General features: G+C 44.8%; 12 protein-coding genes. 10 read left to right on the plus strand and 2 right to left on the minus strand.

The features are described 5' to 3' along the window. The first annotated feature begins 2 nt into the window (after positions 1 to 2). Both ACLIIY_RS24150 and ACLIIY_RS24155 read left to right on the plus strand, forming a co-directional pair. A complete protein-coding gene (locus tag ACLIIY_RS24150) occupies positions 3 to 1,118 on the plus strand; it encodes a TolB family protein (RefSeq protein ID WP_434528658.1) in 1,116 nt (371 codons plus the stop codon). Continuing rightward, positions 1,118 to 5,890 carry an OmpA family protein gene (locus ACLIIY_RS24155; RefSeq protein ID WP_434529518.1) on the plus strand — a complete coding sequence of 1,591 codons (4,773 nt, stop codon included), beginning with the start codon at positions 1,118 to 1,120 and terminating at the stop codon, positions 5,888 to 5,890. The genes ACLIIY_RS24150 and ACLIIY_RS24155 overlap by 1 nt, the downstream gene beginning before the upstream one ends. A 132-nt stretch (positions 5,891 to 6,022) precedes the next feature. On the opposite strand, the gene ACLIIY_RS24160 is transcribed toward ACLIIY_RS24155, so the two are convergent. Next, positions 6,023 to 7,651: a sigma-54-dependent Fis family transcriptional regulator gene (locus ACLIIY_RS24160; RefSeq protein WP_078609691.1), complete on the minus strand. Its 1,629-nt coding sequence runs from the start codon at positions 7,649 to 7,651 to the stop codon at positions 6,023 to 6,025. Then, positions 7,638 to 10,316: a type VI secretion system ATPase TssH gene (gene tssH / locus ACLIIY_RS24165; RefSeq protein WP_434529519.1), complete on the minus strand. Its 2,679-nt coding sequence runs from the start codon at positions 10,314 to 10,316 to the stop codon at positions 7,638 to 7,640. The genes ACLIIY_RS24160 and tssH overlap by 14 nt, the downstream gene beginning before the upstream one ends. A 455-nt stretch (positions 10,317 to 10,771) precedes the next feature. Here tssH and ACLIIY_RS24170 point away from each other — a divergent pair, with 455 nt between their 5' ends. The 8 genes from ACLIIY_RS24170 to tssA all read left to right on the plus strand — a co-directional run bounded on the left by ACLIIY_RS24170 (position 10,772) and on the right by tssA (position 21,069). Then, the gene (locus ACLIIY_RS24170) at positions 10,772 to 11,290 is read left to right on the plus strand and encodes an Hcp family type VI secretion system effector (RefSeq protein WP_009705234.1); all 519 of its coding nucleotides are present in this window, start codon (positions 10,772 to 10,774) and stop codon (positions 11,288 to 11,290) included. A gap of 72 nt (positions 11,291 to 11,362) precedes the next feature. Next, entirely contained in the window at positions 11,363 to 13,441 is a 2,079-nt protein-coding gene (tssI, locus tag ACLIIY_RS24175; protein ID WP_005438008.1) for a type VI secretion system tip protein VgrG, read from the plus strand. Next, the gene (locus ACLIIY_RS24180; protein ID WP_434528659.1) at positions 13,441 to 13,926 is read left to right on the plus strand and encodes a hypothetical protein; all 486 of its coding nucleotides are present in this window, start codon (positions 13,441 to 13,443) and stop codon (positions 13,924 to 13,926) included. Before tssI ends, ACLIIY_RS24180 begins: the two co-directional genes overlap by 1 nt. Positions 13,927 to 14,026: 100 nt before the next feature. Next, on the plus strand, positions 14,027 to 15,346 hold the full coding sequence (locus ACLIIY_RS24185; protein WP_434528660.1) for a hypothetical protein: 1,320 nt from the start codon (positions 14,027 to 14,029) through the stop codon (positions 15,344 to 15,346). Further along, complete coding sequence (locus ACLIIY_RS24190; protein ID WP_434528661.1) at positions 15,327 to 16,319, plus strand: DUF2169 family type VI secretion system accessory protein; 993 nt, start codon at positions 15,327 to 15,329, stop codon at positions 16,317 to 16,319. The genes ACLIIY_RS24185 and ACLIIY_RS24190 overlap by 20 nt, the downstream gene beginning before the upstream one ends. After that, positions 16,312 to 17,256, plus strand: a complete 945-nt coding sequence (locus ACLIIY_RS24195; RefSeq protein ID WP_434528662.1) for a hypothetical protein — start codon at positions 16,312 to 16,314, stop codon at positions 17,254 to 17,256. Before ACLIIY_RS24190 ends, ACLIIY_RS24195 begins: the two co-directional genes overlap by 8 nt. A 235-nt stretch (positions 17,257 to 17,491) precedes the next feature. After that, positions 17,492 to 19,495: a serine/threonine protein kinase gene (locus tag ACLIIY_RS24200; protein WP_009705240.1), complete on the plus strand. Its 2,004-nt coding sequence runs from the start codon at positions 17,492 to 17,494 to the stop codon at positions 19,493 to 19,495. After that, complete coding sequence (gene tssA / locus ACLIIY_RS24205; RefSeq protein WP_434528663.1) at positions 19,495 to 21,069, plus strand: type VI secretion system protein TssA; 1,575 nt, start codon at positions 19,495 to 19,497, stop codon at positions 21,067 to 21,069. Before ACLIIY_RS24200 ends, tssA begins: the two co-directional genes overlap by 1 nt. The last annotated feature ends 4 nt before the right edge of the window (positions 21,070 to 21,073 follow it).

Raw genomic sequence — 21,073 nt, forward strand, 5'->3', positions numbered from 1 at the left:
AAATGAAAAAAACACTACTAATCACGTTATTAGGCTTAGCAATCATTGGTTGTAATGACCAATCTCAACAGAGTGCTTCCCTTGTTTCGAGTTCTGCGCAAACAGAGCAAGAAAAACACCCAGATCGCGTTTATGTCGGCGAGCAAAACTACTACGTAATGGAGTCGGCAGTCACCAATGAAAATTGGGTATCCGATGACAAAATAAAACCTATGCCGGGCCAGTTTCCTAAATACTATGTCTTTAATTCAGACGAATGGCCCAAGGAGGATATTAATGATGCTAGCTCTTATGACCTGCCGCGTTTTCAGTTTGCATGGGACAATGATGATGATGACAGGGTGAAACTGAAGATTTGGAGCATGAAGACGGATGGTACAGATTTACGCTTAGTGGTGCCAGATACCAAGGTTGATGGCATTGTACTAATTCGACGCTCTCCTAACTTGCGTTATGTTGCTTGGATAGATAGAGGGACTGGCAAGTATGTTTACGACCTAAAAACGGGTGAGAAAACACGGTTAATCGGTGGAGGCTCTCCTGGCATGACTTGGTCAGAGGATAGCCGTTATTTGTATTTTCATACAATGCCAGGCCAGAATTTTGACGTTGATAACGCTCGGTGGGATTCTGAAACTGGCGAAATTGAAGCAATTGATTTCGGAGTTGGTCCTTACGCAGTCTTGAATAATACGACAATAACGAATTTAAGTTATACAGGGGTGTTTAAGCGAAATTTAACGAGCAATGTTCTGAAACATATAAGCATTAAGCCAAAGGGTAAGGTTCAGCAAAGAGAGTGGTTGAAATTTCTGGGTATGAGCCCATTGGGTCGATATGCTTGGGGTCAAAATGATCAAAATCGTTTCTTTTTTGATATAGAGAATGAAACTGTAAAAAAATACAACAAAACCGAGTATGTGGGGTCGGGGATATTAGGAAAAGATGCTCGATTCAGCGCACACGACCGTGTATCCCGTATGACAGTCGTCGATCGCAAAACACAGAGAAGCTGGCAATGGTATGCGCTAGGTACCGGTGAAATTGGCGTTAACTCAAATATGAGCTTATACAATGGCTTGGCAAATGATGGTCTTTGGTTTAAGGAGAGTCAGTGATGGATGACTTATGTACCTACGATAAACCACTGTATTTGCTTGGAGTGTACTTTCAAGGTGAAGATACAGATACAGGGCGTGAATTCAGTAATTGGAATACAGCGTCAGATTTAACCAACGTAGAACAAGTAAAGAATGTTCGACCTATCCCATTTACCCCAATACTAATAGATGCACTCACCCAAGATGCTATAACTTTGCCTAGGTTTTGGGGAAGCGATCAGTATGGCAGGTTGTGCAACCTGTCGTACTTAAGTGACGCCATAGAGGGCGAACGGCAAGTGCTGCTTCGTCATAATAGCCCAATTACAGCGATTGATAACAATCAAAGTTATGAGATGTTGTTTCCACCAACCAATCTAATTGGACAATTAGCGCAAAACTCGTCATCTGTTGTTGAACTAAAAGAAACAGTGAAGTCTCTGTACACGGAGATGAGCTGGAGAAACGTAGCTCGAAAGTTTAAGCCCACCAAGATTGTAGTGAAACAACTTGCAAAACCTTTTACTCCGGAGTTTGGCGCGTCCCTTTCGCAAGAAGAAGAAAACTACAACCAATGGTATGCTGATATTCAGTCATCTGGTGTTGAGTTTATAGAAGGGTTTGTTGTACCCAGTGTAAATACCATTAGCATCGTGTTTAGCAGTGATATTTATATAGGTGCTGAAGTGTCACTAATAAAATATCGCAGCAACCTAGACAATCAGCAACAAACCTCAGAACAGGTGTTAGCAAGAGGAATTGTAGCGCGGCCATTTTATGAAGGTGAAGATCAAGAGTCGCAAGAATTTAATGACACTTTGCCATCTGTATCATTTAATCTACCTTCGGTCATCGAACCTTCGAACTCTGATTCAACCTCAGAAGATAATCACATAGTGCTGGGTGATGGCTTCTACGGGCTTAGGATTCAGTTCTTTGTTAAAGATTACCTTAAAGAAAACAAGCTTCTTCAAAATAAGTTTCCTGAAGTTATTCAGTCTGGGAGGCTTCGATTTGAACGTAATAAATCGTCAGCGGTTACTGGCGTAGCAGATCAGGATTGTTATACCTATGAACTGAACGAAAAGGTAACGTTTAAATCAATCAGCGGTTATGGAAAACTTGCTATTGTATGTGGCGACATGATCTCTCTTGAAGAATGTTTGTTTTATCAGTACCCCCAAGCGTTACCCTCCAATTACAGCGAGCTGATGACAAAAACTGGTAAATCCGTCCCTCTATCTGGAACAGGTGTCAATACACTCGGTTTAGCGTCAGCAATCAAAAAGAACGCGGAAAGTTTAGGCGAAGGTTTCCTAATTGGAGGGAATCCATTTTCAGACGGCCTGAAAGCCACCATGTTTAGTGTATCTAAAGGGATCTGGTCGGATATTGAGCAACAAAAATTGCCTGATTTAATGACTAGCAGTGTTGCATTTGCTTTTGGCTTTTTAGCATTTAAGGAAAGCCGTAAAGAATTAGCCAAAGCGATAACATTTGCTAACCAAGGGCTTGATTTTAACCAGGCGGCAGCTTTGGCGTTTCGTAAGAGCGGAATGAACATCTCTTTTATTAAGCGCGAACTTGATGTGATAAAAGCAAGCTTGATCACGGGTACATTCAGTGAGAACTCAACACGACTCGCGAGGTCATGGTTTAATGGTTCCGTAATGGAGAAGATGAATCGCGCGTTTCCAATTCTTGAATCTGGCTCTAGCCTAGTCGATTTGTACGATTTAGTACGAAAAGAAAACGAGCTTGAGAAGAAATCTCTTGAAGCCAAAGAAGATTTCGATGCGGTATCTCAAAGCTACCTTCAATCTATTTCGGTAATTAAAGCGTATCAAGAATGGGCACAAGCGTTGGACGACGCTAAAAACCTCATCAATGGTAGTAATGGTGAGTCGATAGCTCACATAGTTGACGACCGCCAAGGGTTGGCCATTCACATCAATTTTAAGTTCAACGAATGGCAATATGGCAATGAGCACGGCAAGCTGAGAACAGATATTAAACAAGTGTGCCAGAACTTGTCGCAATTGATGCTGGATAATCCGAGCTATAAGCTTTCGATAGAGGGGCATGCGGGTAGGATTGGTTCTTCTGATGCGAACGATCTCGTGGCTGCTAAACGTGCAAAGACTGTTACTAACGCGATTATCTCCAATAATTCTAGCTTGGAAGAAAGGGTTTACACAGCGTCTTATGGCAACACTCAGCCTCTCACGGCTGATAGTATCAAAAGCGATATGTCGCAGACCGGAGACAGTGCACCTGCCGCCCTAGATCGACGAGTTGAAGTTCGATTGATTATTCCTAACTATCAAGTTGTTTTACCACCAAGCCGCAGTGGTATGGTGGAATTAGAGAAAGCACGCCAGTTGAAGCAGGCATTGGATGTTGGCTTAGATGATACGCAGAAAGCGCAAGTCGCGGCGGTGTTAACGACTCTTAACGGGTTTGCGATGTTTACACCTTTAGCTCCGCTTGCTGCGGGCATTTTGTACCTAAGGTCGGGAGCAGAGCTCGCAGACTGCGCGCTATCTGTGTTGGATGAGCTCATTACTGAAAAAGCCTATTCTGACTTTAAAGGACGTTATCAGAATATCGACCAACTAAACCAGTTAGGTAAAATCCATATTCGAGTTCTTCAACAGTACAGAGATCTAGAAGTAACGATTGAGCGTAGTGAGATAAAGACACGTGATGAAGTTGAATCGCACCTAAAGAATAAAGAAACTGTGCAAGAGCTGCAGAAACGATTTTTACTCCGTGCTCTTGCGCTTAATGGGCTCGTGGAACTGCTTGCTCGAATTTCGCTTTGGAACCCTAATGTTTCTAAGTTGCAAGGGTTGCTTGAGGAATATCGAGTTAAGGATTACATCGATGTTTATGTTATCAATGATAACTGGGAGGCCCCGTTAAGTAGCTACAACACCATGGCTCAGAATTGGATACAACGAGTTAGGGATGATAAGTCAGGTGCAAGTGCTGCCCGTGCTTTTGCACAATCTTGGAAAAATGAACATTCGCCACAATTGTCACCTTTGTTAAAGAGAGCTCGCATTCAAGGGGAGTTCAATAAAGGCTTCCCAGTACAAGCCCGCCTATATCAGGGGGATGCGGACAATGGCTTTTCCGATTTCGCGAAAATGTTTAATAACAACGTGGAGTCGATTAAATCGGACGATATCGGCTTCAGCCGTTTGCTAGTTGATAGTAAAGGGGATGGGGTTTCTTGGAAGCCGCTTGAAGAGTGGATTTCCCCGAATAAAACCAATCGAGTTACGCCTTTTACACGTGTTAAGGTACAGATTGTATTATCAAGTTATGCCTCTAAATCTAAGAAAAAGATATTTAAGACAACGCTGCAATACTGTTGTGAGCGGTCGCTTTGGGACTTTAAAGGGCCAAGTTTTGAGGTTCTGATGGCGCCGCGAAAAGCGGATGATCTAACTTTGTGCGGCAGCAACGATAGGCTAAAAAGTTACTTTGACCAACACGCAGTTGAAGAACATCTGACATGTGTTGAATTTGAGCCAACATATTGGTTCGGCGAGTATGAGATCCCAGGTCTTAAGCCTTTATACTCAAATTACGAGTTGCAAGACTTTGATAAGTGGAAACAAAGTGGAGAAGCTCGTTCAATGCAATACTATTTCACTGCTGATGGGAATACGCTATCGCTAGCAGGATCTGACGAGCGGTTAACCATGTTTAACTATGGTGTCGATGACAACAATACCTATGGTAAGCAATGCTATCTGAATAGTGGTGGAGAAGTCGAGGTTGATGGTTTACCTCTTGTTCTATATGACGGTTTAGCGAATAGGCAAGTAGTTATTAACGAATATGATTTACTAATCGAAGAGTTTGTTAAAAGTGCTTCTGCTAAAAAAACGGAAGGTATTGCTCCGTATCTAAAAGGTGATGTTTCGAGCTTTAGTGCAGTTTCGAAAGGGAGTGGTTTTGAGTGGTTCGATGACAAAGCACCAAAATCCTCCGTGCTTGATTGGTCTAATGACAAACCAGTTACCATATATGTCGCTTTACTTTCCGAAGGGGGCGAAAAAGAGACATATAGGCGCATGATGGGAGAGGGCTATCGGGTGCCAATGCGGTTGTCCTTGTCGATTGAAGAGCAAGAATCGATGTTTTCAAAAGATGCGACTGAAGGACCAAGTTTCTTTGGGTCACTGCTTGAAGTAGGCGAGTACACTTATACCAAAGAAGTCCCTTCTCCTTACGCAAAAGTAGAAATTAAAGAAGTGAGTTTCACTGCGGCTGATACTGAGGTTACAACGGACCTAGCATCTTTTGTGGAAGAGTTTCAGACGAAAGTCAAAGACGCTCCTAATCGATACCTAGATCCATTTAATGACCGTAGAACGCTACATATTGTTAAGTTTGAGCTCAGATACACCTCTCCTACTGGACGACGAGTGCCTACCTTGAGGCCATTTGGCCCTATTGTAGACAAGAAAAAAGCAGAGTTCTTACCGGTGCATATTTCGGTATCCTCGCTATCGCAAACGGGGCTTGCACCCGGTGTAGGGGAGTATCCTATGAAGCAGTCTCAGAAATTGTCTTTGCCAGGTGGTCAAAAATACAGTGTGCAAGGCGTGCCATGGATGGAAATTGAAGGAGATGCTTCTCGAATGAATGATTCGGCTTTTCTCTATTGGCAAAAAGAGTTAGCGAACAACTCTGTGAAACGAAAAGCGTGGATCGAGGATTGGATTGTGAAAGAACCGATGAATGTTAGTGCTCCGCAGCAAAAATCAATATAAAAAAACCGCCTTCGGGCGGTTTTTCTTTTCTTATCAATGGAAACTGAAGTAGGATTTCTCGCTTCTCGCTTCTCGCTTCTCGCTTCTCGCTTCTCGCTTCTCGCTTCTCGCTTCTCGCTTCTCGCTTCTCGCTTAACCCGCAGCAGAAATGTCGTATTTCTTCATCTTGTGGTTGAGGGTACTCATTGGGAGCGCCAATTGCTCGGCGGCTTTCTTGGTGTGCCAATTGCAGGCATTTAAGCAATCGATGATCACTGTGCGCTCGTATTGGCTGACAACGTCCTTAAGGCCCATTGAAGCGTCTTCTAAATCCGCTTGTGCTGGCTCGTAAGCAGGTTGCTCTGGGGCAGGTGACGCCGCTTTGACTTCAACACTTGGCGTATCTTCTGGGATTTGTTCACCAAACTCGATGTGAGTGATGGTTTCAAAATCGGACAGTAGTACTGAGCGTTCGATGATGTTTTTGAGCTCACGTACGTTACCCGGATAAGAGTATGCAAGAAGTTGTTTACGGACGTTGGCACTTAACCCCGGCGCTTGCGGTAAACCTAGCGTGTTTGTGGTGTGTTGCACGAAGTGCTCTGCGAGAGGGAGGATGTCCGACTTACGGGCTCTTAAAGGGGGCAATGTAATCGGGAATACATTCAAGCGATAGAACAAGTCAGCACGGAACCCACCATCTTTGATTTGCTGCATAAGATTACAGTGGGTTGCGGCGATAACGCGAACGTCCACTTCAATCTCTTTGCTGGTGCCGATTGGGCGAACTTTACGTTCTTGTAGCACACGCAGCAATTTTGCCTGCAGTAGCATTGGCATATCACCAATCTCATCCAAGAATAGTGTGCCGCCGTTGGCTGCTTCAAACAGGCCGACTTTGTCTTTGTCTGCGCCCGTAAATGAACCTTTCTTATGCCCAAAAAGCTCAGATTCCAATAACTGCTCTGGAATAGCCGCACAGTTTTGCACGATCAAAGGCTGTTCTGCTCGGTTAGAGTTTTCGTGAATGTATTTCGCGATGACTTCTTTACCGGCACCAGTTTCACCACGCAACAGAACGTCGACAGGAAGAGATAACACCTTATCAAGACGATTCAAAACACTGAGCATTTCTTCGCTCTCTGCAATAGGGCCTTGATAGGTTTTTTGGGTACGCTTTTTGAGCTGAGTGTTCTCACGCACTAGGGCTTGATTATCGGCACTGAGGCTTTTAATCACTTGCCCATATTGCTCTAACCAAACGGCTTGGCGAATATTACTTGCGGCCATACGACAAAACTCGGTCAATGCAGCCTCATTGTCGATAACACTTAAATCGAGCAAGACCAAGAGTCCAATGGTCTTACTTTCGCTATCAATCAAAGGCCAAGCCAGTAAGTTCTCGCTTTTTAGCCCTAGCGTCTGCTCAGTTTGATAGATGCTGTCACAGTCATAGCCGTTGTACTTATACAACTCGTTAATCAATACCACTTCACCATTGCGAATGGCAAAGTTAAATGGGTCGTTCTCACTAGCGGAATCAATCTGCAATGCCTCCCAAGGGTGGGAAACAATCGTTTTATCGTTATGGTGAGCGGTACTTGGAATCAACGCCTGGCCAGTCTGGTCCAAAACATAAATGATGCCGTGCTTTGCGAGGGTCATTTGTCTCGCAGCGGTCAACACAGCGTCCAATGTTTGAGTAAGCTGGCTGCGATCAGCCAAAGACTGGCTGATCGCAAGTAGGGCGTTGCTAAGTTCGCTATGGTTAGCTGAACGCATAGGTTAGTGTTCCTTGCTCATCGACAGACACTTCGATTTGCGTATGTGAATCATCCTTGTCATGCACTAGTAGCTGAGTCGAGAGCTGAGGCAGTAACTGACGGTTGATAACCGCGTCGATGTTACGCGCGCCCGTTTCAGCAAGGCGACAGTTACCTAGTACGAACTCAACCAAACTTTCTTCGTAGCTCAGAGACAGCTTGTGATGGCTCTGTAGACGCTGAGAAACTTTGTTCAGCTTATGGTGAATGATTTCTGTCATCGCTTCATCAGAAAGCGGAACAAATGGCAGTACCGACATACGTGCCAACAGTGCCGGTTTGAAGTGTTGGTTCAAAGTAGGGCGGATAGCTTCTGCGATGATGTTTGCATCGATGTCTTTTGATTGATGAACCAAAGATTCGATCTCGTGCGTTGCAAGGTTACTGGTCATGATGATCAGCGTGTTCTTGAAGTCGATTGTGCGGCCTTCGCCATCGTTCAGCGTACCTTTGTCGAACACTTGGTAGAACAGGTTCAACACTTCTGGGTCGGCTTTTTCTACTTCATCAAGAAGTACAACAGAGTATGGACGCTGACGTACCGCTTCTGTCAGCATGCCGCCTTCACCGTAACCTACGTAACCCGGAGGTGAACCAATTAGGCGAGATACCGTGTGTTTCTCTTGGAACTCAGACATGTTGATGGTCGTCATAAAGCGCTCACCACCAAACATTTGGTCAGCGATCGCACGAGCCGTTTCGGTTTTACCCACACCACTTGGGCCAACCAGCAGGAATACGCCCGTCGGTGCATCTGGGTTTCCTAGGCCAGCTTTTGCTGTTTGGATGCCTTCAGACAGTGCATCGATAGCGTATTCTTGGCCTTTGATGCTCTGTGTTAGGCTTTCTTTCAGTTTTAGTGTGGTTTCTGCTTCGTCTTGAAGCATCTTACCCATTGGAATACCAGTCCAGTCCGAGATCACGTGGCTAACTTCATCTGGACCCACTTCAAAGTGAACCAATGGGTTGCCACTACGGATTGCGTCTAACTGTTCTTGGCAGGCTGAAATTGCAATGCGAACTGCTTCTTCATCCATTTCTGCATATGGAGAAACGTCTTGCTCTTGTTCTGAATCTTCGTCTGCAACAAGCTCTTCTTCATTTGTTTCGCCAAACACCAGTTCATGCAAGCGAGAGCGTAGAGTAATCATCTCTTGGATCTGCTCTTTTTCTTTGTGCCATTGGGCTTCTTGCTCTGCTAGCTCTTCTTTCGTTGTTTCCATTACCAGTTTTAGGTCTGGAATGTTAGCAAGGCTGTGCTTGTCGCCAGTTTGCTGCAGAGCATCACGCTCAAGAGCTTCTAGCTCGCGCTGTTGAGCTGCAAGTTCTTGCTGCAGAGTCTCAACAGAAGCAGGAATGGCATTAAGGCTAATGTTCACTCGTGCACACGCCGTATCTAGTACATCGATCGCTTTATCTGGTAGTTGACGGCCAGAGATGTAACGAGCAGAAAGTGCTGCCGCAGCAGTGATGGCGTCATCACGCACGTAAACATTGTGTGATTTTTCATAAGCAGGGCGAAGACCACGAATGATCAATGCTGCTTGTTCAGGAGACGGTTCGTCGAGTTTTACCAATTGGAAACGACGCGCAAGGGCAGGATCTTTCTCGAAGTACTTCTTGTATTCCGACCATGTTGTTGCAGCGATAGTTTTCACTTCACCACGTGCTAGGGCTGGTTTTAACAAGTTTGCAGCGTCGCTGCCGCCCGCTTGGTTACCACCACCAACAAGGGTGTGTGCTTCATCGATGAATAGGATGATTGGCGTTGGTGAGTTTTTTACTTCATCCAATACCGCGTTTAGGCGTTTTTCGAATTCACCTTTTACGCTTGCGCCTGCTTGCAGAAGACCCATGTCTAGGCCGTAAAGCTCAACACCTTTGAGGTTGTCTGGTACGTCACCTTGTACAATCTTAAGTGCCAAGCCTTCTACTACTGCGGTTTTACCAACGCCCGGTTCACCAACAGCAATAGGGTTGTTTTTACGGCGACGAGCAAGAATGTCCACGATTTGGCGGATTTCTTGGTCGCGGCAGAAAACAGGGTCGATTTCGCCTTTGCGTGCTTTACCAGTGAAGTCGGTCGTGAACTTGCTCAGTGCGGAACCATCTTCACGAGCTTGTGTTTTCTCAGAAGTTGCGACTTGCGCCTCAATAGAGTGGCTTGTTAGCTCTGCAAAGTTACGCTTAAGGCTGTCAGGGTTTACCGCTTCAAGGATAGAGGCGTAACCATGTTGGCCGTAACGTAGAGGGTTGCTAACAAGAGTAAGGAGTAGGGCGCCAGAGCGGATTTGTGTTTCGGATAGATCTAAAGAAGAAACCAGCCAGCTTTCTTGTAACCATTCGATTAATAAAGCAGAAAAAACAGGTTTGCTGCCATTTCCTTTGGCGTTGGTGTCGAGTGTGGATCGAACCGATTGTCTTAATAAGTTCTCAGAACAATCAAAATGACTTAATAAGACGTCAAAATCACTATTTGGCCTTTCTAATAGACTCAGTAAATAATGCTCAATTTGAACTTCGTTTGCTTTTTCAGAGACTGCAAGTGCAGCGGCGTCTTCTAATGCAACTTTTGCAATCGGGTGTAGACGCTGAATTAATGAAGAAAGGTTTATATTTATCATAGCCATTTTATTCTTTAGAGGAAAAGAGGTAGCGGCTATTATACTAAAAGTGACAGTGCGGTTTTTTTATCAAGATATTTTGACTATCGTTTGTTGGTGATTTTAATGATGATATTAGTGTGAATATTTACCACTGATAAATATTCATTGTTATTGTGAATTAATTATTGGTTAATGTGCCTAAATTGCTAGTGTTATTAACTTTATTCTGCCTTAAATATATGGTTATTTTCACTTTTTATAATCGAAACAATTTATTATTATTTAAATCCAACTTTTTGGTTTTTCATCCAATAAATTGTACTTAATAAATTGATAAATAAAGCTGATTTCTCTCTAAGCTGTTGTATTTAAAGGTTTATAAAAGTTGGCACGGAGTTTGATTATACCAAGTAGTCGCGGTGATAAGCGATTTGGTGATTTAAACAAAACAGATTTTAGAAAAGGAAATAACGATGCCAACTCCAGCATATATGTCTATCCAAGGTGAAACTCAAGGTCACATCACTAAAGATACTTACTCTGCAGATTCTGTAGGTAACACTTGGCAAGAAGCTCACGTTGATGAGTTCCTAGTACAAGAGCTAGACCACGTACTAACAGTGCCACGTGACCCACAAAGCGGTCAGCCAACAGGTCAACGTGTACACCGCCCACTTGTTGTAACTAAAGTTCAAGACCGTTCTTCTCCACTACTATTCAACGCACTAGTATCTGGTGAAAAACTTCCTGAGTGTGTGATTCGTTTCTACCGTACTTCAGTTCAAGGTAAGCAAGAGCACTACTACTCAATCAAACTGATTGATGCGCTACTTGTAGATATCCAAACTCGCATGAACCACTGTCAAGATGCTGCAACTGCAGACCGCGTGACAGAAGAAGTTCTTAAGCTGACTTACCGTGCAATCGAAGTAACTCACGAAAACTGTGGTACAGCTGGTAACGACGACTGGCGTGCTCCACGCGAAGCATAATTGCTTTTTGCGTAAAGATTCAGGGCCAACAATTGTTGGCCCTAATTCGATTATTTGTATCAGGTAAAAGATATGGTGAATGACGTAGAATTTAAATTTGAAGTGCCAGGGTGTGGGCACGAGTTTCGAGTAGAAAGCTTTCAAGTGAATGAAGAGCTTTCGAAGCCTTTTCACATCAGTCTCTCATTACTTTCACTTGATCCAGATATCTCTTTTGATGCTCTCATTCGTAAAGCGGGCACGCTGACTCTTTATGGACAGGGTGTCGGTGCTGCGCGCGTATTCAACGGCGTAGTAAACGAAGTTCGTTACCTAGGTACGGGGCGTCGTTTTTCTCGCTATCAATTGGTTTTGGTTCCTCAAGCTTGGTTTTTATCTCAGCGCCAAGATTGTCGCATTTTCCAACAAAAGTCAGCGCAAGATATCATCACTGAAGTGTTAGATGATGGAGCGGTTACTGATTACCGATTTGAAGTCTCGGGTACTTACCCTCCAAAAGAGTACGTTCTGCAATATCGCGAATCTGACTTGCACTTCGTTCAACGAATGATGGCTGAGCACGGTATGTGGTATTACTTTGACCATACCGATTCAAACCACACCATGGTGATTGTGGATAGTAACGATGCTATCGCGCCTTTGGTGAGCTCACCAATCAATGCATCATACATCGGACCCATTGTGTTCCACGCTGACGGCGGCGGTGTTGCCGATCGCGAGCACATCTCTGACCTAGAGCTTGTTAACCGCGTTCGAACTGGTCAGGTTACGTACACTGATTACAACTACGAGCAGCCAAAGATCCCGCAAGAGATGACGCACGCGGGTGACCTTGACCAAGATTTGAAGCAGTTCGATTACCCAGGTCGTTATGTTGATCCTGCGATGGGGCAGGTGAGAACGACGGAATGGATGTCTGAGCACATTGTGGATAACCAACAAGTGGAAGCAAGCAGTGATGTAATGCGTTTGGCGTCTGGTTACAGCTTCAATATTGGTGAGCATCCTCGTTCAGAAATTAACCGTGATTACATCATGCTGTCCGTCATGCATACTGGGCAAGATCCACAAGTGCATGAAGACGAAACCAGTGGGATGCCGACGACCTACTACAACCAGTTTTCTTGTATTCCACGCGATGTGGTATTCAAAGCACCAAAAATGGCAGCGCCACTAGTTGATGGCCCGCAAACCGCTGTTGTCGTAGGCCCAGCAGGCGAAGAGATCTACACCGATAAGCTTGGACGAATCAAAGTTCAGTTCCATTGGGATCGTTATGGCGACAATGATGAACATGCAAGTTGCTGGATTCGCGTTAGCCAATCTATGGCGGCTCCAACTTGGGGTGCGGTTTATTTGCCACGTATTGGCCATGAAGTTGTAGTGACCTTCCTTGAAGGGGACCCAGACCGTCCGCTAGTGACTGGCGCGGTTTATAACGGCCTGCATTTCCCTCCTTACTCGTTGCCAGAAAACAAAACGCGTACCACGTTCCGTACTCAGACGCACAAAGGCACTGGTTATAACGAGCTGAGCTTTGAGGACGAAGCGAACCAAGAAGAAGTCTACATTCACGCTCAAAAAGACATGTCGACGAAAGTACTCAACAACCGTTACCGAGACATCGGTCAGGATGAGTTCTTAAAGGTAGCGCGTCATCAAACCAACGAAGTACACGGTGACCACAAAGAAACCATTGATGGTCACAAGACAACGCAAGTAAACAGCACCTTTACTGAGACAGTAGAGCAAGACGTCACTGTCACTTATAACGCCAACGAAACTCAGTATGTGAAAAACAATTCTGATTTGGAAATTGGTGATAACCGCACGACCAAGATTGGCAAAAATGACGATCTGGATGTGGGTGAAAACAGCAACTTAACCGTTGGTGCATCGAAGAGCTCAGACATTGGTGCGGATGATAACCAAACCGTAGGCGGCAACTTAACCGTGTCGGTGAAAGGTAATACGTCATACAAAGCCGATGGCGCAACGCAAATCATCAGTGGTGACAAGATTGTACTGAAAACCGGTGGTTCTTCATTAGTGATGAACAGTGACGGTTCAATCAAGCTCTCTGGTTCTTCAATCACCATTGAAGGTAGCGATAAAGTCGTCGTTAAAGGTGGTAACGTAGCGATTAACTAATGATGGAAAAACAACCTCTTATTACAGAAACCATCACGAAGCAGCAAGCCGATTCACCGGCTTGCTTTTCGCGTTTTGGAACCATAGTCGCCATCAACGAATCAACGTGCAGTGTCCGCGTTGATTTTGATGGCAACCCATTTAACCAACCACTTACCGCAAGGTTAGGGCGTGGCTTTCGTCGCTCTGAGCTACAAATGGCTATCGATAATCGATTAAGTTGTCGAATCGAGTTTTTGAACGACGACTTAAGCTTGCCTCTTGTGACGGACATTTTCTTCTCCATTTTGGATGACTCTGAGGAGTTTGTACTGCGAGCAAAGAAGATGGTCATCGAGACAGAGCAAGAACTGATCGTTAGAAGTGGTGAGACAGAAACTCGCTACAGCGGGCGTGATAGCCGAATTACCACTAAAGCGAAATACGTCACTTCTCAAGCAGAGAAAGCACAAAAAATTCAAGGCGGAACGATCGCAATTAACTAGTTAGCTCGTTTTAACTCTTTATCTCGTGGTAACGAATTGACTAGCCACTCGAGTTAACTAATTGCAATCGCGTTATCGCACGCTAAAAACGGATAAGTAGATGCGACAAAGAATCGGTGTCGAGCACCTAAAGGCACCAATAACCAATCAAGAAGTCGAAGGCGCGTTAACAAGAGCTGAGCGTGCTGTGAACGACCTTTCCCAATTACCGCCAACTTGGCTGAGCTTTTGTAATGAAAAGCTGTCTATTGCTTCTGAAAGCATCGGATTTTTAATCAAGCAGCGAATTCAAATTCACAAGCGGGGCTATCCAAGTCGTGAGTTGGAGTATCTCAAACTGATCGAGCGTCAAATTGAAGAGCTCAAGCAGGTCTACTTGTCGTTTTATCGATTAGCACCGGGCTTGATTCATCAATTAAGAGGCCAAGAGCCAGAAATCTACGGCTGGTTGATGCTTCAGGGTGAGTTGGGCTCTGAGTTGGATAACCTTTTATGTGGATTGAGCTTACTCGAAGCGTTAGATACTAAAACGGCTATGTTCATTGTCACGCAATCTCCAGTTGAACACATTGATAGCATGATGTCTGAACTGATTGAGGGGAAGGCAAAATCGAGTACGTTGTACTTCGAGTGCTTGCGTCTGCGTCAAGCTTTGAGTGTTGCGTTAATTAAACGTTGGCATAAAGCGGAAATTATACGTTCTAATATCGCGCTACCTCTATTGGCATTGCAAGATGTGGAAGAGGGGATTGAATGGATTAATGACAATGCGAACTCTGAACAATATCTGTTTGAACGTTTGATCACTAAACGCGACAGAGGCACCTGGTTCCGTCAGTGTTTTGGTATTGAGCCGAGTGGTTTGCCTTCTGATCAAGTGCTGACTTTCGCGAAGCTATTAGAACTCAAAGAGTTTGAGGCGTTTGATATCTCTTCGTCATTAGCCCCCTTTGATTTTGCTCTGAGTGGCGATTGGAAGTTAGTGCCAGAAATCATCGAGCACTTGGAAACTCTGGAAGAAGATGACGGTGAAACTTGGATTCAAGCTTTGTATGTGGTTTACGGAAAGCTTCTTCCCCTTACTCCCGAAGACGTTGGTGTCGAATATGAGTGGGAAGAGATCGTCGACCTGCTCAATGAATGGGTGGAAGATGAAAAACACGTCCAAAACCTACCAAGTCGCTTAGGTTATGCATTGAGCTTCGAATCTACTTTAGCTGCGATGCAAGATCCTAACGTTGATGTACTGTTCCGCGATTGGTTATGGCGCCAAATCTGCATTCAATCCAGAGCGTACGTACCTTGGGATATGGCGATGCCGATACATCAGCAAGACTGGAACTTCAACAATTTAAAGGCCGCACCTTCTGCGAGCGAACGATTCAACTTAAGGAATAGCAATGCAGTTATGGGATATTGAAGCGCACCCGGAGCTATCACTTAAAGGTCGTTTTCAACGTGACGAAAACGGCGATGAAGTGTGGGTTGTGGTCGCTAAACGTACATGGCAATTCGATGGTGTGGTTTGGCAAGAATTAGGTGAAAGCGAAATCTTCGACGATCCCCAATATTTGGGCGAAGAAGGTTTCTCTGCGATGAAAGTTGACCACGAGTTTGCGTATACAAAAGACAACACAGATGTGCTTGTTTACGGCAAAGCGCGCAGTTACGCGAAAAAGCCAGTGACATACCAAGAGTGTCGCGTGTTGATTGATGGCCACATTGATAAAACCCTCGCGATTCATGGTGAACGTGTTTGGGTTGAACATGGTGGCAGTATCACGCTCAGTAAGCCTATTCCTTTTATTGAAAAAGACATAGATTACACCTGTGCAATTGGTGGGGATCTACGTAACCGAGTTGGTGGTGGGGTTGCCGATTCCAACAAAGAACTGCTCGAACAGAAAGTGCCTTCGGTTTTCTACCCGAGAGAAGAGTGGAGTTCTACGTCGAAAAATCTTCGCGTAGCGGGCTTTGGTCCTGTTCCTCCTTTCTTTGAATCGCGCCAAAAACTGGCGGGGACATTTGATGAAGATTGGATTGAAAATCGCAAGCCAATGTTACCGCTCGACTTTGATAAGCGTTTCTTTCAAAGCGCGCCTGTAGACCAACAATGTAAGGGCTTTCTTCATGGTGGTGAGCGCTTGATGATGAGTGGTTTCTGTCATGATGACACGCTTTCATTCCGAATTCCTAAAGAGAGATATCGCGCAATCGCGACGTTCAAAGACAGTAGCTACCAAGTCGATATGGCGATGTACACCTTATTCGTGGATGCTGAAAAGAAAACCATATCAATCAGTTACACCGCGGCGTTTCCTTGTCAAGGTAAAGAGCATTTGTTGGTGTCGACATCGATCACTAAGTTGGAAGAGGTAAGCGAGCATGCATAATTCAACAGGCCGTTACGTACTGGGAATGGAAGTGATGACACCTACTGGCATGAATCTGGATATCGCAACCAGTGTCGCAAACGCTGATTTAGCCAGATTTGATCAAGTGGTTGGTAAAGACGGCATTGAGCGTTTCACGTTTGCCAAAATCGAGTACACAAAAGAGAGCGCATTATTTGAAAAAACGTGCGAGTTAACTGCAAATTTACTGGATTCCTTGCTAGTGCAGTTACCTCGTTCTTTGAAGCCGATTCCATTACTTATTGCTGTGCCAACGACAATTTCATTAGTGAAGATGCAAGAATGGCTTGGTGAAAGTGACTATTCTGACTTTCTTTCTGTGGTCGAAGCAGTGCATGCCAGTGGGCCTAGCTTCGTGCTACAGGCTATGAAGTCCTTGGATAAATACGATGCCATGATGTGTATTAGCGTCGATTCTATGGTGGATACGATGCAAGCGCTCATCGATGATGCCATGGTCATGAGTACCAATAATCCGTGGGGCATTATTCCGAGTGAGGGAGGGGCTGGTTTAATTCTCTGCCGAAGAAATACGGTAGAAACATTGAAACTTAAGCCTCAAGCGCAGCTTGGCTATATTGATACGGAATTAAATACTTCAGACCGACGAGGCATGTTTCGCCTTGTTCAGCGTGCGAGTAAAAAGCTCGATTCATTTGGTGAAGTGTATTCCGATATGACGAATCTCCGCATGCACACGGAAGATTACGGCTTTGCATTGGGGGCCAAAGCAGAACGTTTTACGAACCCAGAACAGCCACAGCTTATCAATGAGTTATGGGGCACGATAGGCAGTAGTTCTTCACTCGCTTTGGTCGCATTTACGGTTAAAAATCATCATTTTAACCAACCTGCATCGCTATTAATGTTTGATTTTAATGGTGATAAAGGGCTGCTTCAATTACTGGCGTGCTAGTACAAAACAACACGCAAAACCTTATTAAAATGCTCTCATAATCTCGGCATGGTATTTAATCGATGAAAACAACATAACTTATGTAGTGAAAGCGTAAGTCAAAGAGTCTAATAACTTAGTAATTATAACTAAAGTAATAGCGTTACTGTTCGTTTTAAATACCAGCCTTGAAACAAGGATGTTTCAGCAAATATTATTTCGGCCTAATAATATTTGTTCGATAAAAGAGTGCAAAGTGTCTGATAAGCAGGGAGCAGCCAAAGGATATATTGATCAATTGGTTGTCAAAGCCATTGAGAAAAAGAAACAGAACGAGCAAAGGTTGGCGCAGAAAAATAAGCCAAAGCTTGAGTACGTGCTTTTTTCACAATTTGATGTTCTAGACACGCTGCCATCGAAAAATGGTAGAACTACGGTTTACCATCTCGCCAAAAAAGGCCAACCAGAAAAACAAATCTGCTGTAAAGTCGTCAACGAGGATGCGCCAGACATTGCCAATAAGATGTTGGTCAATGAGGCAAGCAGATTAGAACTTTCTCAACATCCTAGCGTTGCAGATTTCATTAAAATCGGTAACGAATTTGAACGCCCATACTTAATGTACGAGTGGATTCAAGGTGAATCACTGGCAGAAAAGATGGAGCGTCACTCCTCTAAAGGTTTCCGTCACGACCATATTGCTTGGTTAGTTTACCAACTCGCAGGTGCGCTGGAATTTATGCACACCCGAGGTATCTGCCATCTTGATATCAAACCATCAAATGTTTTGGTGAGCGAAGGCGACTACGTCAAGCTCATCGATTTTGGTGCGGCTCGCTATATTGGTGAGACAGAATCTCATGCTGAGGCAAGTTTAAGTTACGCTTCACCTCTTTATCTTGAGACAGGTACAACCGAGCCACAAGACGATGTTTATTCACTTGCATTACTGACGGGCCATTTATTTATTGGTTCGATCTTTGGTGACGCTTGGCATAAGCAATTAAAAGATCGCAAGCGTCCGGCATTAATTCCAAACCATATTTGGAAACTGCTCAAGCAAGTGATTAATAACCCAAGAGGGCATGGCTACACTGCGATTTCTTTTGCACAGCAACTTGCACGCATTGACACTCAATCTATTGATTCACAGTCGAATGCGCCTATTTTTAGCAGCTTGCGTAATGCCGACTTATTGCTGACGCATTGTAAACCGCAAGACAAAGCCGGTTACGGTCGCTTTAAAGTGCTCGAAGCCAGCTTGGTATTGAGCGTGATGGCAATTACAGGCCATTACTTATATGAACAAAACCAGCCTGAGTGGAAAACGATTGTGAAGTCGGAACCGACAATTTCACAAAACGAAACCCCTCTGGCGAGTACGATCAAACCAGCACAAACCGCTTCCTTCTTGGCTCAGCCTCCTTGGGCGATTGAGCAGGCGCTCAATGATATGGAAAAAGACGTCATGTCGACGGCACCTTATCGTGAAGCCTACCAAGTGCAGCAAATGAAACTGTCTAAGCTGTACAAAAATAATCAGGCGCAATTGACTTCTTATCAAGCTCTAGCGGATGACTTACCGAAGACGCTAGTGGATTTGCGTAAAGAGTTGGTGACGTTACGAGAAAAATTGGTCGATGACGGTGCTTTATTCCCATACGCCGATAAAACCTTAACCAAAGTGATGGCAGGTTTAAATGTCGCGTCGGTTGATTCGATGAAAATCTCTGCTGTTGCGGGAAGCAAAGACGAGCAGATTGCTAATTTAATCCTTGATGGTGAAGCTAAGTTGGCCGACGAAGAGATGAAAGCGGCTTGGTTGTTGAATCAATCGGAAGCGTACTTCTACAGCCAAGTGTTGCCAAACAAGGTGATGGCAAACATCAACGACTCTATCGAGCAGCACGCAAAAGATCATTACTACACCAAAGCCATTGAAGAGGCGAAGGCCGCTAAGACTTATTTTGGTAACACGCCGGCGCTGAACAAAAAGGTCAAGGATCTGATTGTTGCTCGTAGCGAATACATTCTATTTAGCACTGTGACTGAGCAATCGGTGTTTGATAAGCAAAAATTGCACGATTCACTGGCTGACCTTGAGCGAAACGCGCCGAAGAAGTTTAGTGAAATTACCGATCTGCTTGAGAGCATGGCTACGGATTCTATCGATAAAAGTCATCAACTTTCTCGCCCGGCACGTGGTGCAATCGCCGTTGAGCGCGCTCTGAGAGATTATCTAGCAGAGGGGAGAGGCTAATGTCTGATATCGATATCGAACGCTTATTGGCCCCTATCTCTGATGCAACGCCAGTGGGTGAAGATGCTCGCTACGAGTTTTGCTACGAGATGATGGAATCAGAAGTAAAGAAATTCGGTTCCCTGTTTGGTGAAACGGTCGATTGGGGCGTCGTAAAAACGCATGCGACTGAAGTGCTAGAGCACCATAGCAAAGACTTAAAAGCCATTTGTTACCTTGTACGCGCGCTAACGGAAGAGTTTGGTCTTCAAGGTTTTGAACAAGGTCTAAAGCTGCTTAGTGAGGCGTTAAGTCGCTTTGGCGTTGAACTGTATCCTTCGCGAAAGCGCGGCAGAGATGGCGCGGTCGAATGGCTGAACCATCAGTTTAAATTGGTAAGCGGTAAGTTAGCAGAGAGTGCTCAGTCATGGGATCTGGTTTCAAGCTGTATTTCGACCATTGAAGAGGTTCAGCGACAGTTCGATGATGTTTACCAAGACTCAGAAGCGGATTTCTTTGAGATTCGCACGCAGCTCAATGTCTTATCTCAACAAGCTGCGGCGGATGACCAAGTCGATGATGCATCGGTTACCGTTGAACAGGCGATATCTACGCCAACTGCACAGCCAGCCGCAGTAGAAAAGCCGGCACAGAGCGAAGTGCAAACCGCTCCGGCAAAGACGGTAGCGCCAGCCTCTAAACCTACACCAGTTAAGAAAGCGGTAGCAAAAGAAGTGGATGTCGATACGGACTTCTCTTCACCGACAGCTTCTAAGCGTACCTTGAAGAAGGTCGCAGAAGTCATGCTTCATGCAAATCCAAGTGATCCGCTGGCTTACCGAATTTATCGTCATCTGACTTGGGATGATATTGATGGTCTGCCTGATCATCAAAACAATCAAACGCCATTGAGCTTGGCAGTGTCTTCCGATCAACAGGCGGAATACAGAGACAAAGCCAATCAAGAAAGCGACATCGACACCATTAAACGTTTGGAGCGCACACTAACGGATGCGCCGTTTTGGCTAACAGGTCATTACTTCGTGTATTCGATGCTCAATAACTTGGGCTTCGACGATGCAGCGCTGGCTGTGAAACAAGAAGTGCAGCGTTTTGTTGATTCGCTAGAGGGCATCGAGCACCTCTCATTTAAGAATTCTTTACCATTTGCAGATGAAGCGACCTTGAGCTGGTTATCGACTCAGGATGCAACTTCTTCGACGTCTCAATCCGTTGTTCAAACGGTTGTGATTTCGCAAGAAGATTCGCTGCCGATGGAGGATATCACTCTAGAAAACCTAGGGGAATATGCCGCAGAACTTGCCCGCAAACTCGAGCTGGATAGCTCGGGACGTGGACAGTTTATGCTGTATTTACAATTGATAGCAGCTTACCAGTCTGTTGGATTATACCCGCTGTGTCTGCCTTATCTTGAGAAGGGTTGGGAAGTACAAAAAGCGTTTAATCTCGCGAGCTGGGAACCCCACTTATCGTCACAGTTAGAAGACCTGATTCGAAAGACACTCCATCAGTTATTCAGAAGTAAGGATCTTTTGCCTGAGAAGTATGAAGAGTGGAAAGCAATTTATGACTAATTAA

Source organism: Vibrio sp. K4, assembly GCF_051122595.1.
Taxonomy (GTDB): domain Bacteria; phylum Pseudomonadota; class Gammaproteobacteria; order Enterobacterales; family Vibrionaceae; genus Vibrio; species Vibrio owensii.